The sequence below is a fragment of the Streptomyces sp. enrichment culture genome (genome assembly GCF_964273255.1).
Lineage (GTDB): Bacteria > Actinomycetota > Actinomycetes > Streptomycetales > Streptomycetaceae > Streptomyces.
This window is the reverse complement of sequence record NZ_OZ186835.1, coordinates 4,826,848-4,852,227: the sequence shown is the minus strand read 5'-3', so window position 1 is coordinate 4,852,227 and position 25,380 is coordinate 4,826,848. Positions and strand designations below refer to the sequence as shown.

Below are 25,380 nucleotides of genomic sequence, written 5' to 3'. Positions count from 1 at the left end.
GTGCGCCGGGCCCCGGCCGCGCCCACGGCCCGGGGGCGCACTCCGCCGCGCCCCCGGGACACGCCCCTCTACGACCCGGGGTCGTAGTCCTGGCCGAGGACCACCGCGACGCGGGCGTTGGCGGAGATCTTGCCCTTGGTGACGGCCGAGGCGGGCAGCCCCAGGGTCTTGGCGACCTCGGAGGCGTTCTCCTTGTCGGCGGCGTCGGCGTAGACCACCTCGGAGGTCGCCTCGGCGCTCGCGGTGCCGCCCTCCAGGAAGGTGAAGCCGCCGTTGAGGAGCACCACGCGGGCCTTCTCGGTGTGGTCCTTCACACCGGTGGCGTTGCGCACCGAGACGCTGACGGCGGCGTCCTGGTCGGGGCTCTTCGCGGTGCCCCCCAGCACCTTCTTGACCACCTCGTCGCTCGCCTCGGCACTGAGGGTGCCGTCGTCCTCCACGGGCAGCAGGGCGGTCGTGTGGTCGCCGCCCTTGGCGAGGTCGGAGAGCCGGGCGAGGAAGGAACCCAGGTCCTTGTCGGTCAGCGGCGGCTCGATGATCTGTCCCAGCGTCTGGACGGTGAGCGTCGCCGCGTCCGGGTCGGAGGTCATCTTGCGCAGCACGCCCTGCATGACCTGTCCGAACCGCTCCAGCTGCGCGTTCTGCGTCTCGCCGGAGCCCCGGTGGGTCGCGTAGGCGACGGCCATCTTGCCGCTGAGGGTCTGGCTGCTGCCCTTCCTGACCAGGGGCGCCTCGCCCTTCTTCTTGGCGGACGGGTCGGGCACGTCGGCGTCGGTGTCGATGTCGATGTTGCCGACCAGGTCGACGAGGTTCTGCAGGTAGGGGGTGTCCAGGCGCCAGGTGCCCTCGATGTCGGTGCCGAGGACCGCGTCTAGGGCGCCCCGGGTGCCGCCGGAGCCGTCGTCCTCGACGGACTTGGCGAGCGTGGTGGTGGTGCCGTCGTCCGCGGTGAGGGCGAGGGAGTTCGGCAGCAGGACGGTGGTGCCCTGCTTGGTGGTGGTGTTGTCGACCAGCAGGGCGGTGGCGGTGCCGCCCTTCTTGGTGTCGTGCAGGTGGACCACGATCACGTCCCGCTTCTGCGCGCCGGCGGCCGTGGTGGTGCCGGTACCGGTGCCGGAGCCGGACAGGCCGGGCAGCTTCCCGGCGTACCAGAGGTAGCCGACGCCGCCGGCGACGACCAGGGCGAACACCACAGTCAGGGCGATGACGCGGCTGCGGGCCCGGCGCTTGGCCTCCTCGCGGCGCTCGGTGCGGTTCTCGGTGAACTTCAGCCAGTCGATGACGTCCTCGGAGTCGCCGTCCGGCTCCTCGACGAAGGCGAACTGCTCGGTGCGGTATTCCGGTTCGCCGTCGTCCGGGGCCGGGGCGTCCTCGTCGTCCACCGGGCGGGCCTGCTGCGGGATGTGCGCGGTCTGCTCGGCGGCCCGGGCCTGCTGCCCGGTGCCGCCGGGTGCGCCTTGCGCGTAGGGGTCGCCGTAGGGGTCGTAAGGGGCTGCCGGGCCGCCGCCCTGCCCGTAGGAGCCGTAGGGGTCGTAGGAGCCGTAGGGGTCGTACGGGTCCTGGGCGGACGGCTGCTGCGGGGTCCCGTAGGGGTCGTGGGCGGGCCGGTGGTGCGGGTCGCCGTACGGGTCGTGGTGGCCGGGCTGCTGCTGGCCGGCGCCGGTGGCGTACGGGTCGTGGCCGTAGCCGTGGCCCGGCGCGTCCTGCCGCTGGTGCGGGGCCCGGGGGGCGGCGGTCTGCTGCTGGTGGTAGGGGTCGTAGGAGCCGTACGGGTCGTGGGCGGGCGGCTGCTGCGGGGCCTGGACCTGCCGGTAGACCGGCTGTCCGTACGCGTCGTAGCCGACCAGCTCGTACTGCGCGCCGTCCCCGCCGTTCCCGTACCCCGCGTCGTATCCGTCGTTCACCGGTGCCCCTCTCGGCTCACTCGCCGCGATACAGCTCGCGTTTGGCGATGTAGCGCACGACTCCGTCCGGCACCAGGTACCAGACGGGGTCTCCCTTGGCGACTCTCGCACGGCAGTCCGTGGAGGAGATGGCGAGGGCGGGCACCTCGACCAGGGAGACGCCGCCCTCCGGGAGTCCGGCGTCGCTCAGGTGGTGTCCGGGCCGGGTGACGCCGATGAAGTGCGCCAGGGAGAACAGTTCCTCGCTGTCGCGCCAGGTCAGGATCTGGGCGAGGGCGTCGGCGCCGGTGATGAAGAACAGGTCGGTGTCGGGGTTGAGCGCGCGCAGGTCGCGCAGGGTGTCGACGGTGTAGGTGGGGCCGCCGCGGTCGATGTCGATGCGGCTCACCGAGAACTGCGGGTTCTCCACCGTCGCGACGACCGTCATCAGGTAGCGGTCCTCCGCCGGGGTGACCGTGCGGTGGCTCTTCTGCCACGGCTGGCCGGTGGGCACGAAGACCACCTCGTCGAGGTGGAAGCGCGCGGCGACCTCGCTGGCCGCGACCAGGTGGCCGTGGTGGATCGGGTCGAAGGTGCCGCCCATGACGCCCAGACGGCGCTTGCCCTGCCCGGCCGGGCCGCTCCCCGGGCCGTCGGCCGCGCGGCGGGGCGCGGGGCGGTGCCCGCCGTCGCCGCGTGTCGTCTCACCGGCCGTGCCGTCCGCCGGGCCGGTAGGCATGTCCTGCTCCATGCGAGCAGACCCTACCGGCCCGTTCCGGATGCCCCGTCCGGGCCCGTCGCGGCGGCAGCCGCCGAGGGGCTCAGCGGTCGCGGTTGAAGCGGGTGGTGATGAACAGCAGCAGCAGGAGCACGAACAGGGCTCCGCCGCCGGCGAGGTAGGGGTTGAGACTTTCGTGGTTGCCGCCGTGCTCTCCGCCCTCGGCGGCGAGAGTGACCAACTGGGCAGCGGTGCTCTGGATGCTCATCTTCGGCAGGACCTATCGCTTGTGGGCGGGACAAGGACGTCCGGACATCGTAAGCGGGGGCCCTTCCGGTGATCACGCCGACTCCGCCGTCGTGGTGCGGCGACGCGTCCGCGACGGGCGGGGCAGGCAACCATCCGCGGGGCTGCGTCGTCCTTGTGCCTGGAGCCCGGCGGTGTTCCGGGGGCGGTCCGCCCGGCCGTACGCCCGTCCGCACTGCCCGATCGCACCGACTCCGCCTAGGCTGGGACCGCCTCGGAGGAGCACACGGCGGCACGGGATCCGCACAGTCACTCAGACGCACTGGGGGAAAGATGTCCGACGGCCATCAGCACAACGGGCACGAGAGCGTGCCGAGCAGGCAGCGCAGGCGCTTCCCCGGGATCTCCTCGCGTGCCTACGAACACCCGGCCGACCGCTCCGCCCTGGTGGCGCTGCGCAAGCTGACCGGTTTCGACACCGTCTTCAAGGCCCTGAGCGGCCTGCTGCCCGAGCGCAGCCTGCGGCTGCTGTTCCTGTCCGACTCGGTGCGGGTCTCCGACCGCCAGTTCGCGCACCTGAACGACATGCTGCGGGACGCCTGCTACATCCTGGACCTGGAGAAGGTCCCGCCGATGTACGTCAAGCAGGACCCGAACCCCAACGCCATGTGCATCGGCCTGGACGAGCCGATCATCGTGGTGACCACCGGGCTGGTCGAACTGCTCGACGAGGAGGAGATGCGGGCGGTCGTCGGCCACGAGGTCGGGCACGCCCTGTCCGGGCACGCGGTGTACCGGACGATCCTGCTGTTCCTGACGTCGCTGGCGGTCCGGGTCGCCTGGATCCCGCTGGGCAACATCGCGATCATGGCCATCGTGACGGCGCTGCGCGAGTGGTTCCGCAAGTCGGAACTGTCCGCGGACCGGGCGGGGCTGCTGGTCGGGCAGGACCTGACGGCGTCGATGCGCGGCCTGATGAAGATCGCGGGCGGCAACCACCTGCACGAGATGAATGTGGACGCGTTCCTGGAGCAGGCCGACGAGTACGAGGCCTCGGGCGACCTGCGCGACTCGGTGCTCAAGATCCTCAACGTGCTGCCCCGCTCGCACCCGTTCACGACGGTGCGCGCCGCCGAGCTGAAGAAGTGGCAGGCCTCCCGCGACTTCCAGCGGATCATGGACGGTCACTACCCGCGCCGCGAGGAGGACAAGGACGCCTCGGTGCGGGACTCCTGGCGGGAGTCGGCGAGCAGCTACGCCGGCGAGGTGAAGAACTCCAAGGACCCGCTGATGAAGCTGGTCAACGACATCGCGGGCGGCGCCGGTGACCTGGGCGAACGCGTCCGCCGGGGCTTCGGCGGCTTCGCCTCGGGGGGCACGAGATCCTCGCGGGGGCCCGAGGACAAGGGCCCGTCGGACGGCACCGGCGGCACGGACGGCAGCGGCGGCGCGAACGGCAGCCGTCCGCCGGGCGACGACACCTGAGCCGCCGGGGGCGGTGACGCGACACCCGGAACGCCGGGGGCCTGCCCGCCCCCGGCGTTCGCGCGTCGGGCGCCCGGCGGCGGGCGCGTGCTCCGGGTTCCCGGCGTGGGCGCGACCGGCGCCCGTCGGCGCTCACGGTGCTCCGGGGCCGGGCGTGCGCGCGGGTCCCGGTCCCGGGTTCCGTCAGTCCGGCGTCCGGCGCGTCCGGCGTCCGGCGCGTTCGCAGAAACGGCGTACCGGCGTATCGCCGTAACGGCGTAACGGCGTAACGCCGGCCCCCGGGGCGTACGGCGGCCCGGCGGACAGTCCGGCAGGGAGGCCCCGTCCCGTCCCCTGCGATGCGCGCTCGGGGTGGGGGCGGGGCGGCTCACGGTCTCGGCTGGGCCGCCCCGGCCAGGGAGCCGCACAGGGCGGGGGCGACGTCGCCGGCGTAGGGGTCGGTGCCGGCCGGGCCGTCCGGGTCGGCGCTCTGGCCGGCGAGCAGCGGCCGCAGGTGGCCGGTGGTGTCCTCGGAGCAGGACAGCGGGCCCGCCTGGACGTGGGCGAGGACGAGCTGGGCCTGGTGCGCGCGCAGGTCGTCGTGGTCGAAGCGGAAGTGCAGCTCGCGCCGAACGGTGAACAGCGACACCTCGGCTCCGTCCCCGGCACCGGGCGGCCGCAGCGCGTAGACGGAGGTGTGGTCGGCGGTGACCTCCAGGGCGTCGGCGTCGGTCTCGGCGGCCTGGAGCGTGCCGCGGACGCGGACCCGGTCGTCGGCCAGCTCCGCGCGGGAGGGGTCGAAGCGGACCAGCCATCCGGTGGGCGCGTGCCGGCCGTCCCCGGTGGGGCGGGCGAAGCTGCGGTCGAACTGGGCCAGCTGGTCGGGGTCGAGCAGCACCCGCACCGGGCGGGTGTCCCCGCCGGTCAGCACCCGGGGGTCGAGGGCCGAGCGCACGATGTAGTCCTTCGCGGTGGTCAGGGCGCTCACCACCTGGCCGTCGGAGAAGTGCGCGGTGCGCCGGGAGGCGGGCAGCGTGATGCCCTCGGCGCCGGTGGCGAACGCGGCCGCCGGGCTGCGGGCGTAGAGCCGTGCGGCGTCCGCGGCGCCGGGCACCGTCCCCCGGGGGGCGAGGGGGACGACGGTCATGCGCAGGGGGTCGGCGGGCTCCCGGGCCGCGGGCGACTGGTACGGGTGGCGCACGCCCATGTAGAGGGCCGTGCCGAAGGCGACGGCGATCAGCACGACGAGGACCAGGGCCTGCCGGGACGGTCCGGCCGCCCGGCGCGGCGGGGGCCGGTCGCGCACGGCGGGCGCGTGGTCGGTGATGCGTTCCTCGGCGGAGAACTCCTGGAGGCGGGCAGCACGGACGAAGGACTCGTCGAAGACGACGGACCGGTACTCGTCCTCACCGCCCCCGGGGGCGCCCTCGGGGGTCCCCTCGGGTGGGTCCGCAGGCCCTGCCATACCTTCAGGGTAGGTCCCGGCGCCGTCGGGTAAACGCCCCGCCGGGCCGCACGTCGTGACGTGTCCTCACCGCGCCGGCGGCGGGTCTCAGGGGCCCTGCGGGATCACGGGGACCGTCGGCCGGGAGTAGTCGGCGGAGGCCGACGGGGCGGCGGTGCCGCCGCCCTCCGGGACGGTCGAGGTGGGCGCCGGTACGGGTTCCTGGCGGTGTGAGGAGCCGCCGCGGTAGACGGCGGAGAAGGCCAGCGCGACCATGCCGATGCCCATCACGAGGGCGAGGATCCAGGCGACGGGACGGTGCCAGCGGGCCTGGCCGCCGTAGGGCCGCGCCCCGTGGTGGTCCTCCAGGACGTCCGGGTCGTCGTCCGGGCCGTCGGGGCCGTGGGCGCCGCGGTGGCCGTGGCGGCCGGGGTACCGCCCCCCGCGGGCGGCCTCCGCCTCGGCGGCCTCGGCTCTGGCCCGGGCGGCGGCGAGCAGGCGCTCGACGGCGCTCGGCTCGTGCACCCGGGCCGCGCGGACGAAGTCCTCGTCGAAGACCACGGAGGCGAACTCTTCGTCCGTCACCCCGCGGTCGTGGTCGTCGTCGGGCTCCCAGCCGTCCGGGAACGGCGTGCCCCCCACGTCCTCCGGCACGGATCCAGAGTAGACCTGGGGGGTCAATTTGGGCAGACGGTACGGAAACTCGTCCGCGCCGTCCGCGCCGTCCGCGCCGGTTGCGGCCCGCGACGCCCGGCCGGTCCGCCGCCGCGGTCCGGTCAGCGCCGCACGTGTCCGTCGCCGGTGACGATGTACTTCGTGCTGGTCAGCTCGGGCAGGCCCATGGGGCCGCGGGCGTGCAGCTTCTGGGTGGAGATGCCGATCTCCGCGCCGAAGCCGAACTGGCCGCCGTCGGTGAAGCGGGTGGAGGCGTTCACCGCGACGGTGGTGGAATCCACCAGCTGGGTGAACCGCCGCGCGGACTGTTGCGAAGCCGTGACGATGGCCTCGGTGTGCCCGGAGGTCCACAGGCGGATGTGCTCGACCGCCCGGTCGAGGGAGTCGACCACGGCGGCGGCGATGTCGAGGGAGAGGTACTCGGTCTCCCAGTCCTCCGTGGTGGCCTCCACGACGGTGGCCCGGGAGTCCTTGGCGTACGCCATGACGCGTTCGTCGGCGTGCACGGTGACCCCGGCGTCGGCCAGGGCGTCCAGGGCGCGGGGCAGGAAGTCGGCGGCGATGTCCTGGTGCACCAGGAGGGTCTCGGCGGCGTTGCACACGCCGACCCGCTGGGCCTTGGAGTTGATCAGGATCTCGACGGCCATGTCGAGGTCGGCCTGGGCGTCGACGTAGACGTGGCAGTTGCCGGTGCCGGTCTCGATGACCGGGACGACGGACTCCTGCACCACGGTGTTGATCAGGGAGGCGCCGCCGCGCGGGATGAGCACGTCGACCAGTCCGCGGGCCCGCATCAGCTCGCGGACGCTCTCGCGGCTCTCGCCCGGCACCATCTGGACGGCGTCGGCGGGCAGCCCGGCGCCGTGCACGGCGTCGCGCAGCACCCGCACCAGGGCGGTGTTCGACCGGTAGGCGGAGGACGAGCCGCGCAGCAGGACGGCGTTGCCGGACTTCAGGCACAGGGCGGCGGCGTCGACCGTGACGTTGGGCCGGCCCTCGTAGATCATGCCGACCACCCCGAGCGGCACCCGGACCTGGCGCAGGTCGATGCCGTTGGGCAGGGCCGAGCCGCGGACGACCTCGCCGACGGGGTCGGGCAGCGCGGCGACGTCGCGCACGTCGGAGGCGATGGCGCGGACCCGCTCCGGGGTCAGGGTCAGCCGGTCGATGATGCCGTCGCCGACACCGGCCTCGCGGGCCTTGGCCACGTCCTGGGTGTTGGCCTCGACGATCTCACCGGCGCGGACCTCCAGCGCGTCCGCGATGGCGAGCAGTGCGTCGTCCTTCTCGGCGCGCGTGAGCGGCGCGAGGATGGCAGCGGCGCCCTTGGCCCGGTAGGCGGCCTGATTGACCGGGGACATCGAATCGAGCGGCGAGAGCGTGGTCATGAGGGAAGGGTAGTGCGGAAGCGGGCGGGACCCGGCTCTTGTCCCACACGCCGAGACGCGGATCTCTGCCCCCGGACGGTGCCGCGGCGGACCCCGGGGAGGCTCCCGAGCGGCCCCGGCCCGGCCTCCGGACCGCCCCCGGACGGCCCCGGACGGCCCCGGACGGCATCGGACGGCATCGGGGCGATCGTGCGACGGTCATGGATCGACCACGGGACGGTCTCGGGGACGGCTCCCCCGGGCGGATCCCGTCACGTCCCCCGTCACGTCCCCCGTCACGTCCCCCGTCAGGGCCCGCGCGTCGCGCCCGGGCGGCGGGGACCAGCGGCGGCGGGGATCAGCCGGCGTCACCGCCGCGCCGACAGGCGGCAGGCAGGTGGCCGGGCGCGGAACGGGGGCCGGGAGGGGTTCAGAACGGGTGCACCCCGACGGGATGGGCGCGGACCGGGCCGTGGCCCTCGGCGACCCGCTGGTGGTAGGTGGTCCGGTCGATGACCTCCAGCCCGACGATCTCCCAGGGCGGCAGTCCCGCGGTCAGCCGGTGCTCGCCCCACAGGCGCAGGGCCACGGCCGCGGCGTCGTGCAGGTCGCGGGCCTCCTCCCAGTAGCGGATCTCCGCGTGGTCGTCGGCGTAGCGGCTGGTCAGCAGGAAGGGGTGGTCGTGGGCGAGCTGCTCCAGGGCGCGGCGGACGTCCTCGATGGGGGCGCGGGCGCCGGAGACGCTGAGGGTGACGTGCCACAGCCGCGGCAGGTCGCGGGGCTCGCCGCCCTCGAAGCGGTCCCCGGCCGCGACGCTGGTGAGGGTGCGTTCCTCGCCGGCCGCCCGGGAGCCGGCACCACCGCGGGACGCCGTCGTCCCAGGGCGTACTCGTCTCACGACGGCCTCCTTCGCGCACGGACCGGCCCGCGGGTCGGGCGGATGTGTCCCTGGGACAAAGTTGAGCAGGCCGCCGGGGCTCGCGGGGCGGTTTTGCGGAACGTCCACCACCGAGGGCGGATGTTTCGGCCGATTACGGATGCAGAAGCACCAGATCGTCCCTGTGTACGACTTCCCGTTCGTACGCGGGTCCGAGATCCCGGGCGAGTTCGTGGGTGGAGCGGCCGATCAGCCGGGGGATCTCCTTCGCGTCGAAGTTGACCAGTCCGCGGGCCACCGCACGGCCCGTGGTGTCCCGCAGCTCGACCGGGTCACCGGCACTGAAGTCGCCGTCGACGCCCGCGATGCCGGCCGGCAGCAGCGACATGCGGCGGTCCACGACCGCGCGCACCGCCCCGTCGTCGAGGGTGAGGGAACCCTGCGGGGTGGACGCGTGCTTCAGCCACAGCAGCCGGTCGGCGAAGCGCCGGCCGGTGGGGTGGAAGAAGGTGCCGGTGTCGTGGCCGGCGAGGGCGTCGGCGGCGTGGACGGCGCTGGTGAGCACCACCGGGATGCCCGCGGCGGCGGCGATGCGGGCGGCCTCGACCTTGGTCACCATGCCGCCGGTGCCGACGCCCGCCTTCCCGGCGCTGCCGATCTCGACGTGGGCGAGGTCCTCGGGGCGGCGCACCTCCGCTATCCGGGAGGTGCCGGGCCTGGCGGGGTCGCCGTCGTAGACGCCGTCGACGTCCGAGAGCAGCACCAGCAGGTCGGCGTGGACGAGGTGGGCGACGAGGGCGGCGAGGCGGTCGTTGTCGCCGAAGCGGATCTCGTCGGTGGCGACCGTGTCGTTCTCGTTCACGATCGGGAAGGCGCCCATGGCGAGGAGCTTGTCCAGGGTGCGCGAGGCGTTGCGGTGGTGGGCGCGCCGGCTCATGTCGTCGGAGGTGAGCAGCACCTGGCCGACCCGCACGCCGTAGCGGGCGAAGGAGGCGGTGTAGCGGGCGACGAGCAGGCCCTGGCCGACGCTGGCGGCGGCCTGCTGGCGGGCGAGGTCGCGGGGGCGTCGGGCCAGCCCGAGGGGGGCCAGCCCGGCGGCGATGGCACCGGAGGACACGAGGACGATCTCCCGCTCGCCGCCGCCCCGCTTCCCGCCGCCGTCGGCCGGGGCACTGGGGGCCGTCCCCTGGTTGCGCACCTTGGCGAGCACGTCGACCAGGGCGTCGACGCGGTCCGCGTCCAGGCCGCCCGAGGCGGTGGTCAGCGAGGAGGACCCGACCTTGACGACGATCCTGCGGGCCCCGCTCACGGTGTGTCTTGCCCCTGCCACGCTGTTCCACTGCCCCTCATGTGCGTTCGGCCACCGGTCGGCAATCTACGCGAAGGGGACCCGCCGTCGCGCGTCGGTCCATCCCCCAAGACGGCGGGCGGGCGGCGCCGGAGGGTGTGCCGGCGGTAACCGGAAGCTCACGTACCGCGCATGTGAAAAAGGTTGCATTGGTTGCCTCTAGAAATTAAAGAACTGACAAACATATTGTGAACACCTGTGTCATTTCAAGATCGTGAAGGGCCCTTCGTGAGACGCATCCTGATCCGTTCGGGCAAGAACCCGTTCGACGTCGTACCCGTGGAGGAGGCTCTCCACCGGGATGTCATCGCCACCAACTCGGGCAACCTGATCTTCAGTGACGCCGCACACAAGATCCTCACCACGCCGGACACCGAGGTCGTCTCCAACGGCATGGGGGCGGACGCGGCGGCGGCCGGGCGCATCAACGAGGAGTACGACGCGTTCGTGGTGCCGCTGGCCAACGCCTTCCGGCCCTCCTTCGAGGCCTCCCTGCAGCGCCTGACCCGGCTGATCGGCAAGCTCAGGATCCCGGTCGTGGTCCTCGGCGTCGGCGCGCAGAGCGGGGTGAACTACGACGCCGCCCGGCTGAAGGCCATGGAGCCGACGGTGCGCGCCTTCTGCTCGGCGGTCCTGGAACGCAGCGCGTCCATCGGCGTGCGGGGCGAGTTCACCGAGCAGTACCTCAACGAGATGGGCTTCCGCGACGTGGAGGTCATCGGCTGCCCGTCGATGTTCCTGCACGGCGACAAGCTGCGGGTGGAGAAGAAGGCCGACGCCCTCACCCCCGACTCGCGGATCGCGGTCAACGGCTCCCACACGGCGATGCGCAGCGGCGGACTGCACCGCATCGTCGACCTGGCCCACCAGCGGTACCCCAACCTCCGCTACATCGGCCAGAACCTGACCGACGCCAAGCAGCTGCACTGGCGGGACGTCAACTCCCCGGCGGGCCGCATCAAGCTGATGCCGACCCACCCGGAGCACCCGATGTACCAGGAGGACAAGGTCCGCGTGTACATCGACCCGCGGACGTGGTTCGACGACCTGCGGGACTTCGACTACTCCTTCGGCTCGCGCATCCACGGCAACATCGCCGCGCTGCTCGCGGGCACGCCCGCCACCGTGCTGGCCTTCGACTCGCGCACGCTGGAGCTGTGCCGGTACTTCGAGATCCCGCACCAGCAGCTCGACCGGACCGCCCCGGACACCGACCCGGCCGAGCTTTACGAGAAGGCCGACTTCGGTCCGCTGATGGGCAACCACCGCGAACGCTTCGACCGGTTCACGGCGTTCCTCGACAAGAACGGGCTGCAGAACACCTTCACGCACGGCGACGGCGGCGCCGCCTTCGACGAGAAGATGCGGTCCGTGACCTTCCCCGAGAGCGTCCGGCCCTGGCTCCGCAACGACACGGACGAACTCACCGAGCGGCTCGCCTGGATGTACGGGCGGGTCTCCCAACTCACCGCGGACAACACCAAGCTGAAGCGCGAACTCGCGCGTGTGAAGTCCGCGAAGGCCAGTGCCAAGGCGGCGAGCGCGGCAGCGGGCATCGCGTCCAGGACGTCCGTCTACCGCCGGGCCCGCCGGGCCGTGGGCGGCCCGCTGCGCCGGGCGCTCCAGCCGGGCCGGCAGCCCTCCTCGAAGGGCGACGGGACCGCCTGACCACACCGGTCGGGGCGACTAACGCCCCCCCCGCGGGCCCGCTCCGGCGCCGACGACCGCACGGCGCCGGAGCGGGCCCGCGGCCGGATCCCCCTCGAAGGGAGCGGAAGCCGGGCACCGCGACACCGTGGGGCTGTGACGAACACCCTCCTAGCACGGACCGGTCCACCACGGGGTGTTCAGGACACCTGCGTGTCGTCAGGAGGCCGTCGCGCGTTAACTTGGGGCGCCCGTCCTGCGACAACCCTGGAGTGACCGCAGTGCCCGAACCCTCGTCCCCACGGCGGCACACCGCCGCCAAGCTCCTCCTCCTCGCCGTCCCGGCGGCCGCCGTCGTCGCGCAGGCAGCCGGTGCGCTGCTGCCGCACGCACCGCTGCTGCTGGGCGCGACCGCCGTGTCCCTGGCGGTGGAGGGCCTGCTCCACCGCTGGCAGCCCCACCTGCTGACGTTCTTCGCCAAGTCCCACGCGGACGTCACCGTCCGGCACGTGCTGCGCGATCTGCTGCTGGTGGTGGGCCTGCTCCGGCTGGACGAGCAGGACCGGGAGGCGGCGTACGCACCGCTGGTCGCGGGCCTGCTCGTCTTCTACGCCCTGCACTGCGCCATCCAGGCGGTGTCCGTCCTGGTCCGCCGGACCCGCACGCTGCCCGTGGTGACCCGCAACATCGACGCCTCCGCGCTGCGGCTGTCGCCCGCACCGGCCACCCTGCTGCGCCGCCCCGGCCACCGGCTGCTGACGTTCGGGCTGCCCGCCACGGCCGGGCTCGCCTCCACCGCGGTGGACGGCGCCCCCGGGTGGGTCGCGCAGGCCGGTGTGGCCCTGTCCGTGCTGCTGGGACTGACCGGCCTCGGCATGCTCCTGGTCCGGCTGCTGCCCGGGCGGCGGCCGGCGGGCGAGCAGGAGGTGCTCGACTGGTTCGACGCCTGGCTGGCCGAGTACCGGCCGACGGTCGGCCTGTACTTCTCCGGCGGTCTCTCCTCCGCGTACCAGGCGAACATGTGGCTGGAACCGATCGCCAAGCTGGACGCCCGGCCGGTGATCATCCTCCGTGAGCGGTTCATGGTGCCGAAGCTCGCGCCGACCGACATCCCCATCGTGTGCCTGCCCAAGGTGTCCACGCTGATGCGGCTGGAGCAGTCCACGCTCCAGGTCCTCATCCACCCGTCCAACTCCGGCAAGACCTCGCAGGTGCTGCGCATCCCGACGATCAAGAACACGTTCGTCAACCACGGCGAGAGCGACAAGCTGTCCTCCTGCAACCCCTACGCGAAGGCGTACGACGAGGTGTGGGTGGCCGGTCCGGCGGCGCGCGAGCGGTACGCGCTGGCCGAGGTCGGCGTGGAGGACAAGGACGTGGTGGAGATCGGCCGGCCGCAGCTGGACGCCGTGCGGCCGTACGCGGGCCCGCCCACCGGGACGTACACGACCGTGCTGTACGCCCCCACCTGGGAGGGCTGGGACGGCAACCCGGGCAACACGTCGGTGGTCGAGGCCGGGGAGAACCTGGTGCGGGCGCTGCTCGCGGACCCGGGGGTCCGGCTGCTGTACAAGCCGCACCCGCTGACCGGCTCGGTGGACCCCCGGGCGGGCGCCGCCGACCTGCGCATCCGGGAGCTGATCCGGGCCGCGAACCGCCGCCGTTCCGGGCCGCGCCCCGCGCCGTCGGGCGAACTCGCCCGGCTGACCGGCGAGCTGGACCGGCTGACCGCCGCCACGTACCGCGACTCCGCCGACCAGGTGGAGCGGATGCTGGCGCAGTCCGCGCCCGAGCCCGGCCGGGCCGAGGCGGTCGCGCGCACGACGGCGGCCTGGGAGGAGGCGTACTGGGCGTCGCTGCCGGAGTGGGAGCACCAGATCGTCACGGACGTCCGCCCCGCGCTGTACTCCTGCTTCGACGTGGCCGACCTGCTGATCAGCGACGTCTCCAGCGTGATCAGCGACTTCCTGGCCAGCGAGAAGCCGTACGCCGTGGCCAACACCAGCGGGCTGTCCGAGGAGGCGTTCCGGCACGCGTTCCCGACGGTGGTGGCGGCGACGGTGCTGACGCCGGACGCGGCCGGGATCCCGGCCCTGCTGGAGTCGGTGCGCAACCCGGAGCTCGACGAGCTGGCCGCGGCCCGCGCCGAGCTGAAGGTGCGCCTGCTCGGCCCGGCCGAGCCGAGCTCCCAGCAGCGCTTCGACGACGCCGTGCAGGCCCTGTGCAAGGCCGCGGAGGAGCACCGCGCGCGCACCGTCCAGCGCCTCATCGCCGAACTCCCCGCCCAGCGCGGTCAGTCGGCCGCGCAGCCGCAGGCCACCGTCTGAGGCGGCCCGCCCGGGCGGGCGGGTGCCACCGCGGCGCTGCGGCCCGGGGACGGGGGCCGCAGCGCCGCCGGGGGTCCGGGCCCGTGCCGTCGCACGGGCCCGCGTCGTCCGGCCGCGGCGACCCGGCCCGCACGGCGGCCGCGGCGCCCTGAGGGCCGTGTGCACCGTGCGCGTCCGCCCGGCCCGGGTACGGCCCCGGGACCGCCCGCCGGGCCGGGCGCGGGGCCGTGTGCGGGGCCGTGTGCACCGGCCCGCACCCCCGGCCGGCCCGGTCCGCCCGTCGGGTGCTTCCCGCTCCGGTCACGCCGCCGCCGTGGTGTGGTCCCGGGCGGGTTTCGCCCCGGTGGACAGCAGGCGGCGGGTCCGGCGCAGCACGCGGCGCAGCGGGGTGTCGTCGGTGTCCTCCCGGTAGCCCGGCACGGCGCGCGCCTCCCGGGGGCCCGCGAGGTAGACGGCGTCCGGCACGCCGGCCAAGCGGTCGCGGAAGTGCGGGTACGCCAGGTACACGCGGCGGCCCCGCCGCTCCAGCACGGCCGGCGCCGGCCGCTTGGCCCGGACGAACTCCACGACGTCCAGCAGCGGTTCGAGCCGCTGCTCCGCCACCAGGTGCAGCCGCAGCCGCTCCTCGACCTTCAGCCGCCGGGCGACGCCCTCGGTGAAGTGGACGTCCGTCATCGGCCGGGCCAGCTCCAGCTTGTGCCGGCGCACCTGGTCGGTGTCCTTGAGGAACCGGGGCCCGAACTGGGGCAGCAGGGTGATGGTGAAGGGCCGCAGCATCAGCTCGTCGCGCCGGGGCCCCTCCGGTACCAGGTCGGCGATCAGGTTCATCAGCATGCGCGCGGAGTCGAAGCGCAGGGTGTAACTCCCGCTCTTCGTCACGTGCTTGCCGTCCTCGCGGCCCACCAGGTAGTAGCAGGTGTAGTCGGCGAGCACGGACACGCCGTCCGCCCGCAGGTACGCCTCCATGGTGAACAGGGCGTCCTCGCCCGTGAACAGCGACTCGTCGAACCGCATGCCGTGCCGGTCGAGCAGGGCGCGGCGGAACAACTTCTGTGCGCTGAGCGTGTACTTGATGCGCGAGGAGTGCACGTCGGTGCGCTCCAGGGTCCTGCCCCACATGGACTTCGGCGCGTTGCGGTTGACGCCCTCCACCCGGCCCAGGACGACGTCGGTGCCCGCCCGGTCGGCCAGGGCGACCATCCGCTCCAGGGCCTCGGTGCCGAGCCGGTCGTCGGCGTCCAGGAAGAAGACGTAGCGGCCGGTCGCCCGGGCCAGGCCGACGTTGCGCGGGCCGCTCGGCCCGCCCGAGTTCTGCTGCCGGACCACGGTCACCGGCATGGGCGCCCGGCTCGCGAACTCCTCCAGGTACTCCCCCGTGCCGTCCGTCGATCCGTCGTCGACGGCGATGACCTCGATGCGCTCCGGTGCGATGGTCTGTGCCTCCACCGAGGCGAGGCACTCGACCAGATACGGCATCGCTTCGTACGCCCCGATGACCACGCTGACATCAGGCTGCGCCACGGTCACGTTCCCCCCTCACGACTTCCCCCTCATGACTTCCCCCTCATGACTTCCCCCTCATCAATGGAACATTTCCCCCGTATCACTGCATTCGCTACCTGCAAGACGGGAGTTCGAGGAGGGCGGTTGCCTCGCACCCCTGTTTCCGTGCCGCACGTCACACGTGGTCGTCGCCGGCGGCGGTGCACGGGCGCGAGGCCGGGCGGGAACGACGAAGGGCCCGGCCCGAAGAGGAGCAACTCCCCTTCGGGCCGGGCCCTGTTGGCTGCCGGCCGGTCAGCCCGCGGCGACGTCGTCCGCGTCGCCGTTCGCGGTCGCCCGCTGGACCGGGACCGCGTCCGCCATCTCGACGTCGGGTCCCCCGGTGGTGACCCGGGACTGCTGGCCGAGGTTGCGCGTCTCGGCCTTCAGCGCGAGCTGCGCCACCGCGGTGTTGAACTGGGTGATGGACGGCGGCTCGTCCGGGCCCAGCAGGTAGCGCTTGAGTTCCCGCCGGTCCTCGGCCAGCGGGTCGGCGGAGGGGTTGCGGACGGCGTCGAGGAGCTCCTCCAGGCCGGCCGCGTCGTTGGTGAGGATCACCGCGGCCCGCACCGCCGTGTTCTGCCGCTTGAACTCCTCCGTGCCCAGCTCGGCGGAGTCCGTGACCGCGTACGGCTTGCCGCTCGCGATGAAGTCGGACACCACGCTGGAGATGTCGGAGACCATCGCCTCACAGACGTTGAAGCAGTCGTACAGGCGCGGCTCGGCGCCGGTGATGACGCGGTGCTCCCAGTCGGGGAAGGAGCGCCAGTAGGCGGCGTTCCACTCGGCGCGCAGCCGGGCGGTCTCCTCGTGCCGGACCATGTCGACCAGGGCGTCGCGGGTGATCTCGGCCTCGTCGCCCCGGTCACCGCCGGCGGTGAGTTCCGCCAGCCGGGCCTCGATCCGCGCCAGGTCCGCCCGGGCCCGCGCCTGGGCGGAGGCGTCGGCGGTGAAGCGCGGGTCGGCGGCCCGCTCGGCGGCGGCCTTCTCCACGAGCGCGGTGATCCGCTGGTGGGCGGCCTTCGCCCGCGGGCTGCGGGTGCCGGTGAAGGGGTGCGGCTTGTACAGGACCCGGACCGCGGGCTCGGCCCGGATCAGCTCGCGCACGATGTTCTCGCCGGCCAGCAGGATCGAGGTGTTGCCCGGGTTGTCGTCCCAGCCCTCCCAGGTGGGGGCGTACAGGACCGTCGGCATGCGGTCGGCGGGCGGGCCCTGCCAGGTCTGGATCGGCGCCAGCTGGGGGCGGCCGACCTCGACGATGTCGTCGTCGCGGACACCGACGTCGGCGATGGCGTAGCGGTCGCGGCCGGCCCGGCCGGCGGTCCACACCTCGTCGTAGACCTTGCTGTACGGGTTGACGCTGGCGATCTTGTCGCTGTCGCCGTGGCCGATGAAGACGTGCTTCATGGTGGGCACGCGCAGCAGGTGGATGTTCTTGCCGACGTTGGCCGCGTACAGCGCCACCCGCACCGTGGACAGGTCCATGTTCATCAGGTGCACCCCTCCGGGCACGCAGACGACGGGGACCGTGGTCGGGGCCAGCTTCTCCAATATCACGCGCTCACGCAGGATGATCATCGGACGCGTGTCCAGCTGCTCCATGGTCTCCAGCCACATGTTGACCTGGTAGGCGGAGTCCCTGGAACCGGAGAAGTACAGCACCGTCTCGGGCCGGTACTCCCCCAGCCAGTCGTCGAGCGCCTCGAGCACCCGGTCGGCGTTCGGCGGGATCCGTCCGCTGCGCAGGTACGGCACCAGCACCAGCACGTACAGGGCGCTGAGGACGACCGTGGCGGCGATGCCGACGAAACCGATGAACGACGCGTCGAGCTGGGCGGCCGCCAGTATGCCCACGACCGCCGCGAGGTCGAGGTGCAGCATCTTCTCGCCGGAGCGGTTCAGCAGCAGCTGCGGCGGCGCGTCCGGGATGCGGATGCGGGCGGCCAAGTCGACGTTGCGGGTGGCGACGGGCATGCGGCGCCGGTTGCGGATCAGCGTGCTGAGCGCGCCCTGCGCGGCCTGGAGACCGTAGAAGGCGATGAAGCAGGCGATCGCCCCGTAGTAGATCAGGTTGTCCGCGAGGTCGAGGCGGGCCAGCAGCAGGACCAGCAGCAGCTGCCTGATCAGGAAGCGGATCGGCAGCCCGGCGCGCACCTTGCCGAGGCGGTTGATCAGGTAGCTGCCCTTGAGGTGCAGATAGTGGTCCGCCAGGTACGTGACGGCGGCCGCCGCCGCGAAGGCGGGCACGCTCGGGACGAGCGCGGCCACCATGAGGCCGGGATAACCCAGCAACATGAGGACCGCGGCGGCCAGTTCTGCCGCGCTGCCCACCCGGGCGACGCGAATAGCAGTGGTTATCACGGGGAAACCTGCTCTTGGAGGGGGAGTTCCGGTTCTGTGCCTGTGGTTATTTCATGAAGGACGGATTCAGGCCCCCGCGAAACCCCGTTGTGTTTACGGGAGACCGCAGGGGCCTGAATTACCGGAGCCTATTTGCGAGCAATTATTACACGCCGTCCTGACGGTCCAGCACCGAGGCCAGGGCCTGTTCGAAGCCGGACGCCCGCTGGGCACCCGCCGTCGGGTCCTGCTGGCGCACGTCGATGACATGGCCGGTGAGCTCGGAGAGCAGCACGTCGAGGGAGGTGCGGGCCACCGCCTCGGAGGAGAGCAGGCTGCCCGCCGGCTCCTGGCCGAACGCCTTGGTCCGCATCGGAGTGGCGGTGCGCTCCGGGTTGACGCAGTTCACCCGGACGCCCTCGCCGGCCCACTCGTCGGACAGGGCCTGGGTGAGGTTCACCATCGCGGCCTTGGTCGAGGAGTAGAGGCTGTACTCGGCGCGCCCGCGGGTGTAACTGCTGGAGGTGTACAGCAGCAGCTGCCCCTTGGTCTCGGCCAGGTACTTGTACGCGGACCGGGCGATCTGCACCGGGGCCAGGTAGTTGACCTTCAGCGCCTCCTCGATGGTGGCGTTGTCGGTCTCGGCCAGCTTGCCGATGCGCAGCACGCCCGCCGTGTTGACGACGAAGTCGATGCGCCCGGTCTCGGCGTACGCCCTGGACAGCGCGTCGTCGACCTCCTCCGGGTTCTCGACGTGGGTGCCGGTGGTGGAGCGGCCCAGCGCGTACACGGTCGCTCCGTAGCCCTCGGCCATCCGCGCGATGTCCTGGCCGATGCCGTAGGAACCGCCGAAGACGACCAGGGTCTTGCCGCTGAGCAGCCTGCGGTAGGTCTCCTCGCCGTTCTGCTCGGGCGTGGCGGTGGACGCCAGCTGGAACAGCTTGTCGGCGATGAAGACGTCGACCGGCTGGGTGACCTTCATGTTGTACTCGTCGCCCGCCACGACGTGGATCGGCACGTCGGGCAGGTACTTGAGCACGACGGAACAGTCGTCCGTGGCCTGGAAGTTGGGGTCGCCGGAGGCGACCTCGTAGGCGCGGCGGATGGTCGACAGCTTGAAGGCCTGCGGGGTCTGGCCGCGGCGCAGCCGGGAGCGGTCCGGGATCTCGGTGATGAACTCGCCGTCCTCGCCGTGCGTGCGCGTGACGATGATCGTGTCCGCGGACGGGATCGCCACGTCGACGGCCTGGTAGCGCTCCAGCGCGGCCACGCAGTCGTCGATGACGCGCTGCGACAGCAGCGGGCGCACCGCGTCGTGGAACAGGACGTTGAGGTCCTCGCCCTCGGCCAGCCCCTCACCGAGCGCGGAGATGGCGCGCTCGGTCGTCTCGTTCCGCGTCGAGCCGCCCTCGATGACCTTGGTGACCTTCGTGAACCCGGCCTTGGCGACGATCCGCTCGACGTCGGGCACGTAGCCCGGCGCCATCAGAACGATGATCTCGTCGATCGAGTCGGCCTTCTCGAAAGTGGTCAGGGTGTGCTCGATGACTGCCTTGCCGGCGATCTTCAGCAGCTGCTTGGGGATCGACAGACCCACGCGCTGACCGGTACCGCCGGCCAGGATCACTGCGGTGGTACGGGGCTTGGCTATGTGCTGGGACACAGGTGACCTACCTCGGGGCGACAGGGAACTTCGAAATGGTCCCACTCCGGGTAACCGCAGTGCAAGGCGAGCGATCCCCGCCGCATATCTGCACGCAACCCGTCATTCACTGAAGACCCCTGGCCGCCGGTGACGGTTGCCCGGAACCTTCGGTGAATTGTTGTGAGTAAGTACACAACAGTCATTCGATTGACGCGTGTGACACCCGTGAGGGCACCACGGCCGGTGTTCCCGAACGGCCGTCGAGCAGGGGGGACGGTAGCCGTACGGTGACGGACGGTGGGCGCGGGGGTGCGGGATCTTCACGTCCCGCCGCGAAGGCCTGGTGCACCAGTTCTTCATACACCCTGCTGGCGGCCCGTCCGGCCCCGGGGTGGAATGCGACTCGCGGCGTGCCCCTTTTGCCGCGCAATTCATTTATTAGCATCCGGCAGCTTTTCGGCCCCCGCCGGGTGCGGCGGGCCCGCTCCCACGCCGTGAGCCCGGGACCGCGGCGGGGCGGTCCCGGGCTCACGGCACGGCGGGCACGGGTGCGGGCGGGCGGTACGGGGCGCGGGGTGCGGAGCGCGGGCGGGACCGGGCTTGCGGTGGTGCGCGGGGCGCGGGAATGCGGTGCGCGGGCGTCGTGCGGGGCCGGCCAGCCCGTGGTGCGGCGGGGACGACGGAGGACGGCGGAGCCCGAGGCGACGACGGCGGGGGACGGCAAGGGACGACAGGGACGGCTGCGGACGATGTCACGTCCCGGGCGCCCCGGGCGTCCCGTCCCGGCGGGCCTGCCGGACCGTTCGGCCGGCAGGCCCGCCGCTGCGCCACCGCGCCGCTGCCGCTGCCGCTACAGCAGGCGGACGCCGGGCCGGCCCGCGTCGACCCGGAGCCGGGCCAGGGTGCGCGGGACGGCCCGCGGGCGCAGCACGGTGTCCACGACCCGCACACGGGCGTCGATCCCGTCGGGGCGGATGTCGAACAGGTGGTAGCCGCGCTGGGCGTCGAGCAGCTTCCAGTGCGGGTTGTCCGGGCGGCGCGGGTCCCACTGGGCACGGAACGCGGCCTGGTCCTGGTCTCCGTTGCTGGAGATGGAGGTGCCGACGAACTCGGCGCCGACGACCGGGGAGCGCGGGTCGGCGAAGTCGGTCCTCAGGTCGCTGACCATGGTCAGGTGCCGGTCGCCGGTGAGCACCACGGGGTTCGCCACCCGGCGGAACTCCCGCAGCAGGGCGTTGCGTTCGGCCTGGTAGCCGTCCCAGGCGTCGTAGTACCAGAGCTTGCCGGGGCCGGGCCGCAGGTCCGTCTCGGCCATCATGATCTGGGAGGCGATCAGGTTCCAGCGGGCGGGCGAGCGGCGCAGGCCCTCCACCAGCCACCGCTTCTGCGTGGCGCCGAGCATGGTCCGCGACGGGTCCTCGGCCCCTTCCCGGCCGGTCGCCTGGTCACTGCGGTACTGGCGGGTGTCCAGCACGTTCAGCCGGGCGAGGCGCCCGAACTCCAGCCGCCGGTACATGCGGATGCTCGGCCCGTCGGGCACGGCGGTGGCGCGGACCGGCATGTGCTCGTAGTACGCCCGGTAGGCCGCGGTCAGCCGGGCGACGAACGCGTCGTGCGGCTGGGCGCCGGGGTCCTGGGGGATCTGTCCGGCGAAGTCGTTGTCGACCTCGTGGTCGTCGAAGGTGACCACGAAGGGCGCGTGGGCGTGCATCGCCGCCAGGTCCGGGTCCGAGCGGTACTGGGCGTACCGGTTGCGGTACTGCTCCAGGCCGTACGGCTCGCCCGTCCCCTCGTGCCGCCGCACGCCGGTCGCGGACGGACCCGACTCGTAGATGTAGTCGCCGACGAAGACCACCACGTCGGGGTCCTGGTCCCGCATGTCGGCGTACGGGGTGAAGTAGCCGTGCTGCCAGTTCTGGCAGGAGGCCAGGGCCATCCGCAGCCGTCCGCCGGCGGCGTGCGGGGCGGGGGCGGTGCGGGTGCGGCCGACGGGCGAGACCTGCCCGCCGGTGCGGAAGCGGTACCAGTACGGGGTGCCGGGGCGCAGGCCGCGCACGTCGACGTGGACGCTGTGCCCGAACGCGGGCCGCGCCTGCGCGGTGCCCCGGCGCACGATCCGCGTGAACCGGTCGTCGGCGGCGACCTGCCACTCCACGGGCACCCGGCGGTCGGGCATGCCGCCGCCGTGCAGCGGGTCGGGGGCCAGGCGGGTCCAGAGCACGACCCCGTCGGGCAGCGGGTCGCCGGAGGCGACGCCTAGGGTGAACACTCCGTCGGGCAACCGCAGGGGCACCGCCGCGCGGGCGGGTTCCGGCACCCAGATCTGGGCGGAGGCCGCGGCGCCGAGGACGGCGGCACCGGCGGTCAGGACGCGTCGGCGGTCGGGCTGCAGTGCTCCGGGCATCGGCGAACTCCCTTGCCTCGTCTCCCTCGTGGACAAGGGGAAGGTCGCCGTCGGGGCGGTCCGCCCGCTGAACGCAACGGTGCGCGTTCATGACAAGGAGCCGGACAACGGAAAACCCGCCGCGGCACGGGAACGGTCCGTTGCCACGACGGGTCACGCGAGTGAGCGGCGGGCGACACCCGCCCCCGGGACCGGGAAGCCGCTGAGGGCGGGCTCTCCGCCCTCGGGAGGCCGCGGAGGGCGGGCCCTCCGCCCCCGGGAGACCGGGGAGGGCGGGCTCTCCGCCGTGCCCCGGGGGGCGGGGCCCGCCCTAGAAGGGCTCGAAGCCGTCGTACTCCCGCTCGGCCTCGTCCCGTTCGGCCTGGCGGTCGCGGCGGCGCTGGGCGGCCGGGCGGGGCGCCTCCAGGCGGTGGTCCTCGCCCCGGCGGCCGAGCATCTCGGCGCCGGCCATCACCGTCGGCTCCCAGTCGAAGACGACCGCGTTGTCCTCGGGGCCGATGGCCACGCCGTCGCCGGGGCGGGCGCCGGCCTTCATCAACTCCTCCTCGACACCGAGGCGGTTGAGGCGGTCCGCCAGGTAGCCGACGGCCTCGTCGTTGTTGAAGTCGGTCTGCCGCACCCAGCGTTCGGGCTTCTCGCCGCGCACCCGGAACAGCGGCTCGCCGCCGGCCTCCTCACGGGTGACGGTGAACCCGGCGTCGTCCACGGCCTTGGGACGGATGACGATCCGCGTCGCCTCCTCCTTCGGCCGGGCGGCGCGTGCCCGGCCCACCAGGTCGGCGAGGGCGAACGACAGCTCCTTCAGGCCCGTGTGGGCGACCGCGGAGACCTCGAACACGCGGTAGCCGCGCTCCTCCAGGTCCGGCCGGACCATCTCGGCTAGGTCCTTGCCGTCGGGCACGTCGATCTTGTTGAGGACCACGATCCGGGGCCGGTCGCCGAGGCCGCCGTACTGGCGCAGCTCCTCCTCGATCACGTCCAGGTCGGAGGCGGGGTCGCGGTCGGACTCCAGGGTGGCCGTGTCCAGCACGTGCACGAGCACGCTGCACCGCTCGACGTGCCGCAGGAACTCCAGTCCGAGCCCGCGGCCCTGGCTGGCGCCCGGGATCAGGCCGGGCACGTCGGCGATCGTGTAGACCGTCGACCCGGCGGTGACGACACCGAGGTTGGGCACCAGCGTGGTGAACGGGTAGTCGGCGATCTTGGGCTTGGCCGCCGACAGCACCGAGATGAGGGAGGACTTGCCCGCGCTGGGATACCCCACCAGGGCCACGTCGGCGACGGTCTTGAGCTCCAGGACGATGTCCCGCAGGTCGCCCGGCTCACCGAGCAGCGCGAAGCCGGGGGCCTTGCGCCGCGCGGAGGCGAGGGCCGCGTTGCCGAGCCCGCCGCGCCCGCCCTGGGCGGCGACGTAGGAGGTGCCCTGCCCGACCAGGTCGGCGAGCACGTTGCCCGCCTTGTCGAGGACGACGGTGCCGTCCGGCACCGTCAGCACGAGGTCCTGGCCGTCCTTGCCGCTGCGGTTGCCGCCCTCGCCGGGCTTGCCGTTGGTGGCCTTGCGGTGCGGCGAGTGGTGGTACTCCAGGAGGGTCGTCACGGACTGGTCGACGGTGAGGATCACATCGCCGCCGCGTCCGCCGTTCCCGCCGTCGGGTCCGCCGAGCGGCTTGAACTTCTCACGGTGGACGGAGGCACAGCCGTGGCCTCCGTTACCCGCGGCGACATGGAGCTCGACGCGGTCCACGAAGGTGGTCATGGTGGGGTGCCTCCAGAGACGTCCGGTGAGTGTCTTGTCTTAACACGCGAAAGGCGGACCCGCCTTCCCGCCGGGGGAAGTGAGGTCCGCCTCGCGCAAGCTGTCCGATCAGGCGACCGGAACGATGTTCACGACCTTGCGGCCACGGCTGGTGCCGAACTCCACGGCACCCGGCAGCAGCGCGAACAGGGTGTCGTCGCCGCCACGGCCGACGCCGGCGCCGGGGTGGAAGTGGGTGCCGCGCTGACGGACCAGGATCTCACCCGCGCTGACGACCTGACCGCCGAAGCGCTTCACGCCGAGCCGCTGGGCGTTCGAGTCGCGACCGTTCCGGGTGGACGATGCGCCCTTCTTGTGTGCCATCTCTCCTCAGTCCCTTACTTCGCAGCCGCGGGGATCTCAGTGACCTTGATCGCCGTGTACTGCTGGCGGTGGCCCTGACGACGGCGGTAGCCGGTCTTGTTCTTGTAGCGCAGAATGTCGATCTTCTGGCCCTTGTGGTGGTCCACGACCTCGGCCTGGACCTTGATGCCGGCCAGCACCCAGGGGTCGCTGGTCACGGAGTCGCCGTCGACGACGAGCAGGGTCGAGAGCTCGACCGTGTCGCCCACCTTGGCGGTGGAAATCTTGTCAACCTCAACGATGTCGCCGACAGCAACCTTGTGCTGGCGACCACCGCTGCGCACGATGGCGTACACGCGGATCTCTCTTTCGCTCGAAGAACGGCACCCCCGCAGGCCAGCCGCCCGGCATGGACACGGACGACCTCTTCCGGGCACCGCGGCACCCGGAAGGAAGAGGTTTACGGGGATGTGGCGGGTCAGGCGACACGCCGACGGTCAAGGTTACGGGGCGGGGCGGGGCGGGTCAAACCGGGCCCCGGGGGGCGGGACCCGCGCACGGTCCGCCGCGATCCGCGCACGGTCCGCGGCGCGCGGACGGCCAGGGCCAAGCGCCCCCTGCCCCGCCGCCGCCCGGCGGGCGTGCCGCGGCCCGGACGCGCCCTGAGCCGTCCGGTCCGCCTTCCCCGCGGCCCGTGGGCACCCAGCGAGAACGCGGGGCGAAGGTGCCGGACCGGGAACGCCGAGCGTAAGGCACCGGGCCGACCGCGCCGAGCCGAACGGCCGGGCCCCGGGCGCCGGGCCCCAGGCCCAGGGCGGCCCGTGCACGCCCGGCCGGACGGCGGCCCGCGCGCGGCGGATCAGGCCGCCAGCAGGTGGGCGCGCCCGAACATCTCCGCCGCGGCCCGCGCGCTCGGGGTACCGGCGTCCAGGTCGGCGCCGGCGTCGAGCAGCACCCGCACGACCTCGTCCGCGCCCTTGAACAGGGCACCCGCGATCGGGCTCTGGTCCCGGTCGTTGCGCAGGTCCGGGTCGGCGCCCAGCCGGAGCAGGGCGCGCACGGTGTCGGCGTGGCCGTGGTAGGCGGCGAGCATCAGGAGGGTGTTCCCGGCCGCGTCGGTCACGTCGACGGGCAGGCCGTGCCCGACGAATCCGGACAGCTCCTCGGTCTCGCCGGCGCGTGCCAGGTCCATGGCGATGGCCACGACACGTTCCGTCTGCTCGGCGGTCAGACCACCGCTGCTCATGGGGGATCCCTTCCGACTGATCTGGTACTGGTGCGGTGCCCGCGGGCGGGCGGGACGGGCGCGCGCCCGGGCGCGGACCACCCTGGAGTGGTCCGCGCCCGGGCGCGCT

The 25,380-nt window shown here is 73.0% G+C and carries 19 protein-coding genes; 3 read left to right on the top strand and 16 right to left on the bottom strand.

Annotated elements, in window-relative coordinates:
* Positions 1-68: 68 nt before the first annotated feature.
* From ACSU53_RS21010 to ACSU53_RS21000, 3 genes are all read right to left on the bottom strand, one after another.
* Positions 69-1,904, bottom strand: coding sequence for a LytR C-terminal domain-containing protein (locus tag ACSU53_RS21010; RefSeq protein WP_437029926.1), 1,836 nt, complete (start codon positions 1,902-1,904; stop codon positions 69-71).
* A gap of 16 nt (positions 1,905-1,920) precedes the next feature.
* Positions 1,921-2,622: a nicotinate-nucleotide adenylyltransferase gene (gene nadD / locus ACSU53_RS21005; protein ID WP_437029924.1), complete on the bottom strand. Its 702-nt coding sequence runs from the start codon at positions 2,620-2,622 to the stop codon at positions 1,921-1,923.
* Between the two features lie 82 nt (positions 2,623-2,704).
* Positions 2,705-2,869 (bottom strand): hypothetical protein, encoded by a 165-nt coding sequence (locus ACSU53_RS21000; protein ID WP_437029922.1) that lies wholly within the window; start codon positions 2,867-2,869, stop codon positions 2,705-2,707.
* 311 nt (positions 2,870-3,180) lie between these two features.
* Here ACSU53_RS21000 and ACSU53_RS20995 point away from each other — a divergent pair, with 311 nt between their 5' ends.
* Complete coding sequence (locus ACSU53_RS20995; RefSeq protein ID WP_437029920.1) at positions 3,181-4,332, top strand: M48 family metallopeptidase; 1,152 nt, start codon at positions 3,181-3,183, stop codon at positions 4,330-4,332.
* 367 nt (positions 4,333-4,699) lie between these two features.
* Here ACSU53_RS20995 and ACSU53_RS20990 read toward each other — a convergent pair whose 3' ends face one another.
* The 5 genes from ACSU53_RS20990 to proB form a co-directional block, all read right to left on the bottom strand.
* Positions 4,700-5,776, bottom strand: a complete 1,077-nt coding sequence (locus ACSU53_RS20990; RefSeq protein ID WP_437029918.1) for a hypothetical protein — start codon at positions 5,774-5,776, stop codon at positions 4,700-4,702.
* A gap of 87 nt (positions 5,777-5,863) precedes the next feature.
* Positions 5,864-6,436, bottom strand: coding sequence for a hypothetical protein (locus ACSU53_RS20985; protein WP_437029917.1), 573 nt, complete (start codon positions 6,434-6,436; stop codon positions 5,864-5,866).
* 95 nt (positions 6,437-6,531) lie between these two features.
* Positions 6,532-7,818: a glutamate-5-semialdehyde dehydrogenase gene (locus ACSU53_RS20980; RefSeq protein ID WP_437029915.1), complete on the bottom strand. Its 1,287-nt coding sequence runs from the start codon at positions 7,816-7,818 to the stop codon at positions 6,532-6,534.
* A gap of 409 nt (positions 7,819-8,227) precedes the next feature.
* The gene (locus tag ACSU53_RS20975) at positions 8,228-8,695 is read right to left on the bottom strand and encodes a hypothetical protein (protein ID WP_432057732.1); all 468 of its coding nucleotides are present in this window, start codon (positions 8,693-8,695) and stop codon (positions 8,228-8,230) included.
* Between the two features lie 133 nt (positions 8,696-8,828).
* Positions 8,829-10,004 (bottom strand): glutamate 5-kinase, encoded by a 1,176-nt coding sequence (proB, locus tag ACSU53_RS20970; RefSeq protein WP_437029912.1) that lies wholly within the window; start codon positions 10,002-10,004, stop codon positions 8,829-8,831.
* A gap of 246 nt (positions 10,005-10,250) precedes the next feature.
* Here proB and ACSU53_RS20965 point away from each other — a divergent pair, with 246 nt between their 5' ends.
* On the top strand, positions 10,251-11,690 hold the full coding sequence (locus ACSU53_RS20965; RefSeq protein WP_437029910.1) for a polysaccharide pyruvyl transferase family protein: 1,440 nt from the start codon (positions 10,251-10,253) through the stop codon (positions 11,688-11,690).
* 260 nt (positions 11,691-11,950) lie between these two features.
* The gene (locus ACSU53_RS20960; protein ID WP_437029908.1) at positions 11,951-13,996 is read left to right on the top strand and encodes a hypothetical protein; all 2,046 of its coding nucleotides are present in this window, start codon (positions 11,951-11,953) and stop codon (positions 13,994-13,996) included.
* A 300-nt stretch (positions 13,997-14,296) separates the two neighbouring features.
* On the opposite strand, the gene ACSU53_RS20955 is transcribed toward ACSU53_RS20960, so the two are convergent.
* The 8 genes from ACSU53_RS20955 to ACSU53_RS20920 form a co-directional block, all read right to left on the bottom strand.
* Positions 14,297-15,523 (bottom strand): glycosyltransferase family 2 protein, encoded by a 1,227-nt coding sequence (locus tag ACSU53_RS20955; protein ID WP_437029906.1) that lies wholly within the window; start codon positions 15,521-15,523, stop codon positions 14,297-14,299.
* A 270-nt stretch (positions 15,524-15,793) separates the two neighbouring features.
* Positions 15,794-17,899, bottom strand: coding sequence for a hypothetical protein (locus ACSU53_RS20950; protein ID WP_437029904.1), 2,106 nt, complete (start codon positions 17,897-17,899; stop codon positions 15,794-15,796).
* Between the two features lie 145 nt (positions 17,900-18,044).
* On the bottom strand, positions 18,045-19,541 hold the full coding sequence (locus ACSU53_RS20945) for a D-ribitol-5-phosphate cytidylyltransferase (protein ID WP_437029903.1): 1,497 nt from the start codon (positions 19,539-19,541) through the stop codon (positions 18,045-18,047).
* Positions 19,542-20,373: 832 nt separating this feature from the next.
* On the bottom strand, positions 20,374-21,927 hold the full coding sequence (locus ACSU53_RS20940) for an alkaline phosphatase D family protein (protein WP_437029901.1): 1,554 nt from the start codon (positions 21,925-21,927) through the stop codon (positions 20,374-20,376).
* A 310-nt stretch (positions 21,928-22,237) separates the two neighbouring features.
* Positions 22,238-23,683 (bottom strand): GTPase ObgE, encoded by a 1,446-nt coding sequence (gene obgE, locus ACSU53_RS20935; protein WP_437029899.1) that lies wholly within the window; start codon positions 23,681-23,683, stop codon positions 22,238-22,240.
* A 108-nt stretch (positions 23,684-23,791) separates the two neighbouring features.
* Entirely contained in the window at positions 23,792-24,046 is a 255-nt protein-coding gene (rpmA, locus tag ACSU53_RS20930; protein WP_164333991.1) for a 50S ribosomal protein L27, read from the bottom strand.
* Between the two features lie 14 nt (positions 24,047-24,060).
* Positions 24,061-24,381: a 50S ribosomal protein L21 gene (gene rplU / locus ACSU53_RS20925; RefSeq protein WP_006132815.1), complete on the bottom strand. Its 321-nt coding sequence runs from the start codon at positions 24,379-24,381 to the stop codon at positions 24,061-24,063.
* Positions 24,382-24,884: 503 nt separating this feature from the next.
* On the bottom strand, positions 24,885-25,271 hold the full coding sequence (locus tag ACSU53_RS20920) for an ankyrin repeat domain-containing protein (protein WP_437029897.1): 387 nt from the start codon (positions 25,269-25,271) through the stop codon (positions 24,885-24,887).
* Positions 25,272-25,380 lie beyond the last annotated feature (109 nt).

Coding starts and splice junctions, on each gene's coding strand:
- nadD (WP_437029924.1), bottom strand. CDS start 2,622: ATGCCTACCGGCCCGGCGGACGGCACGGCCGGTGAGACGACACGCGGC.
- ACSU53_RS21000 (WP_437029922.1), bottom strand. CDS start 2,869: ATGAGCATCCAGAGCACCGCTGCCCAGTTGGTCACTCTCGCCGCCGAG.
- ACSU53_RS20995 (WP_437029920.1), top strand. CDS start 3,181: ATGTCCGACGGCCATCAGCACAACGGGCACGAGAGCGTGCCGAGCAGG.
- ACSU53_RS20990 (WP_437029918.1), bottom strand. CDS start 5,776: ATGGCAGGGCCTGCGGACCCACCCGAGGGGACCCCCGAGGGCGCCCCC.
- ACSU53_RS20980 (WP_437029915.1), bottom strand. CDS start 7,818: ATGACCACGCTCTCGCCGCTCGATTCGATGTCCCCGGTCAATCAGGCC.
- ACSU53_RS20940 (WP_437029901.1), bottom strand. CDS start 21,927: ATGCCCGGAGCACTGCAGCCCGACCGCCGACGCGTCCTGACCGCCGGT.
- obgE (WP_437029899.1), bottom strand. CDS start 23,683: ATGACCACCTTCGTGGACCGCGTCGAGCTCCATGTCGCCGCGGGTAAC.
- rpmA (WP_164333991.1), bottom strand. CDS start 24,046: ATGGCACACAAGAAGGGCGCATCGTCCACCCGGAACGGTCGCGACTCG.
- ACSU53_RS20920 (WP_437029897.1), bottom strand. CDS start 25,271: ATGAGCAGCGGTGGTCTGACCGCCGAGCAGACGGAACGTGTCGTGGCC.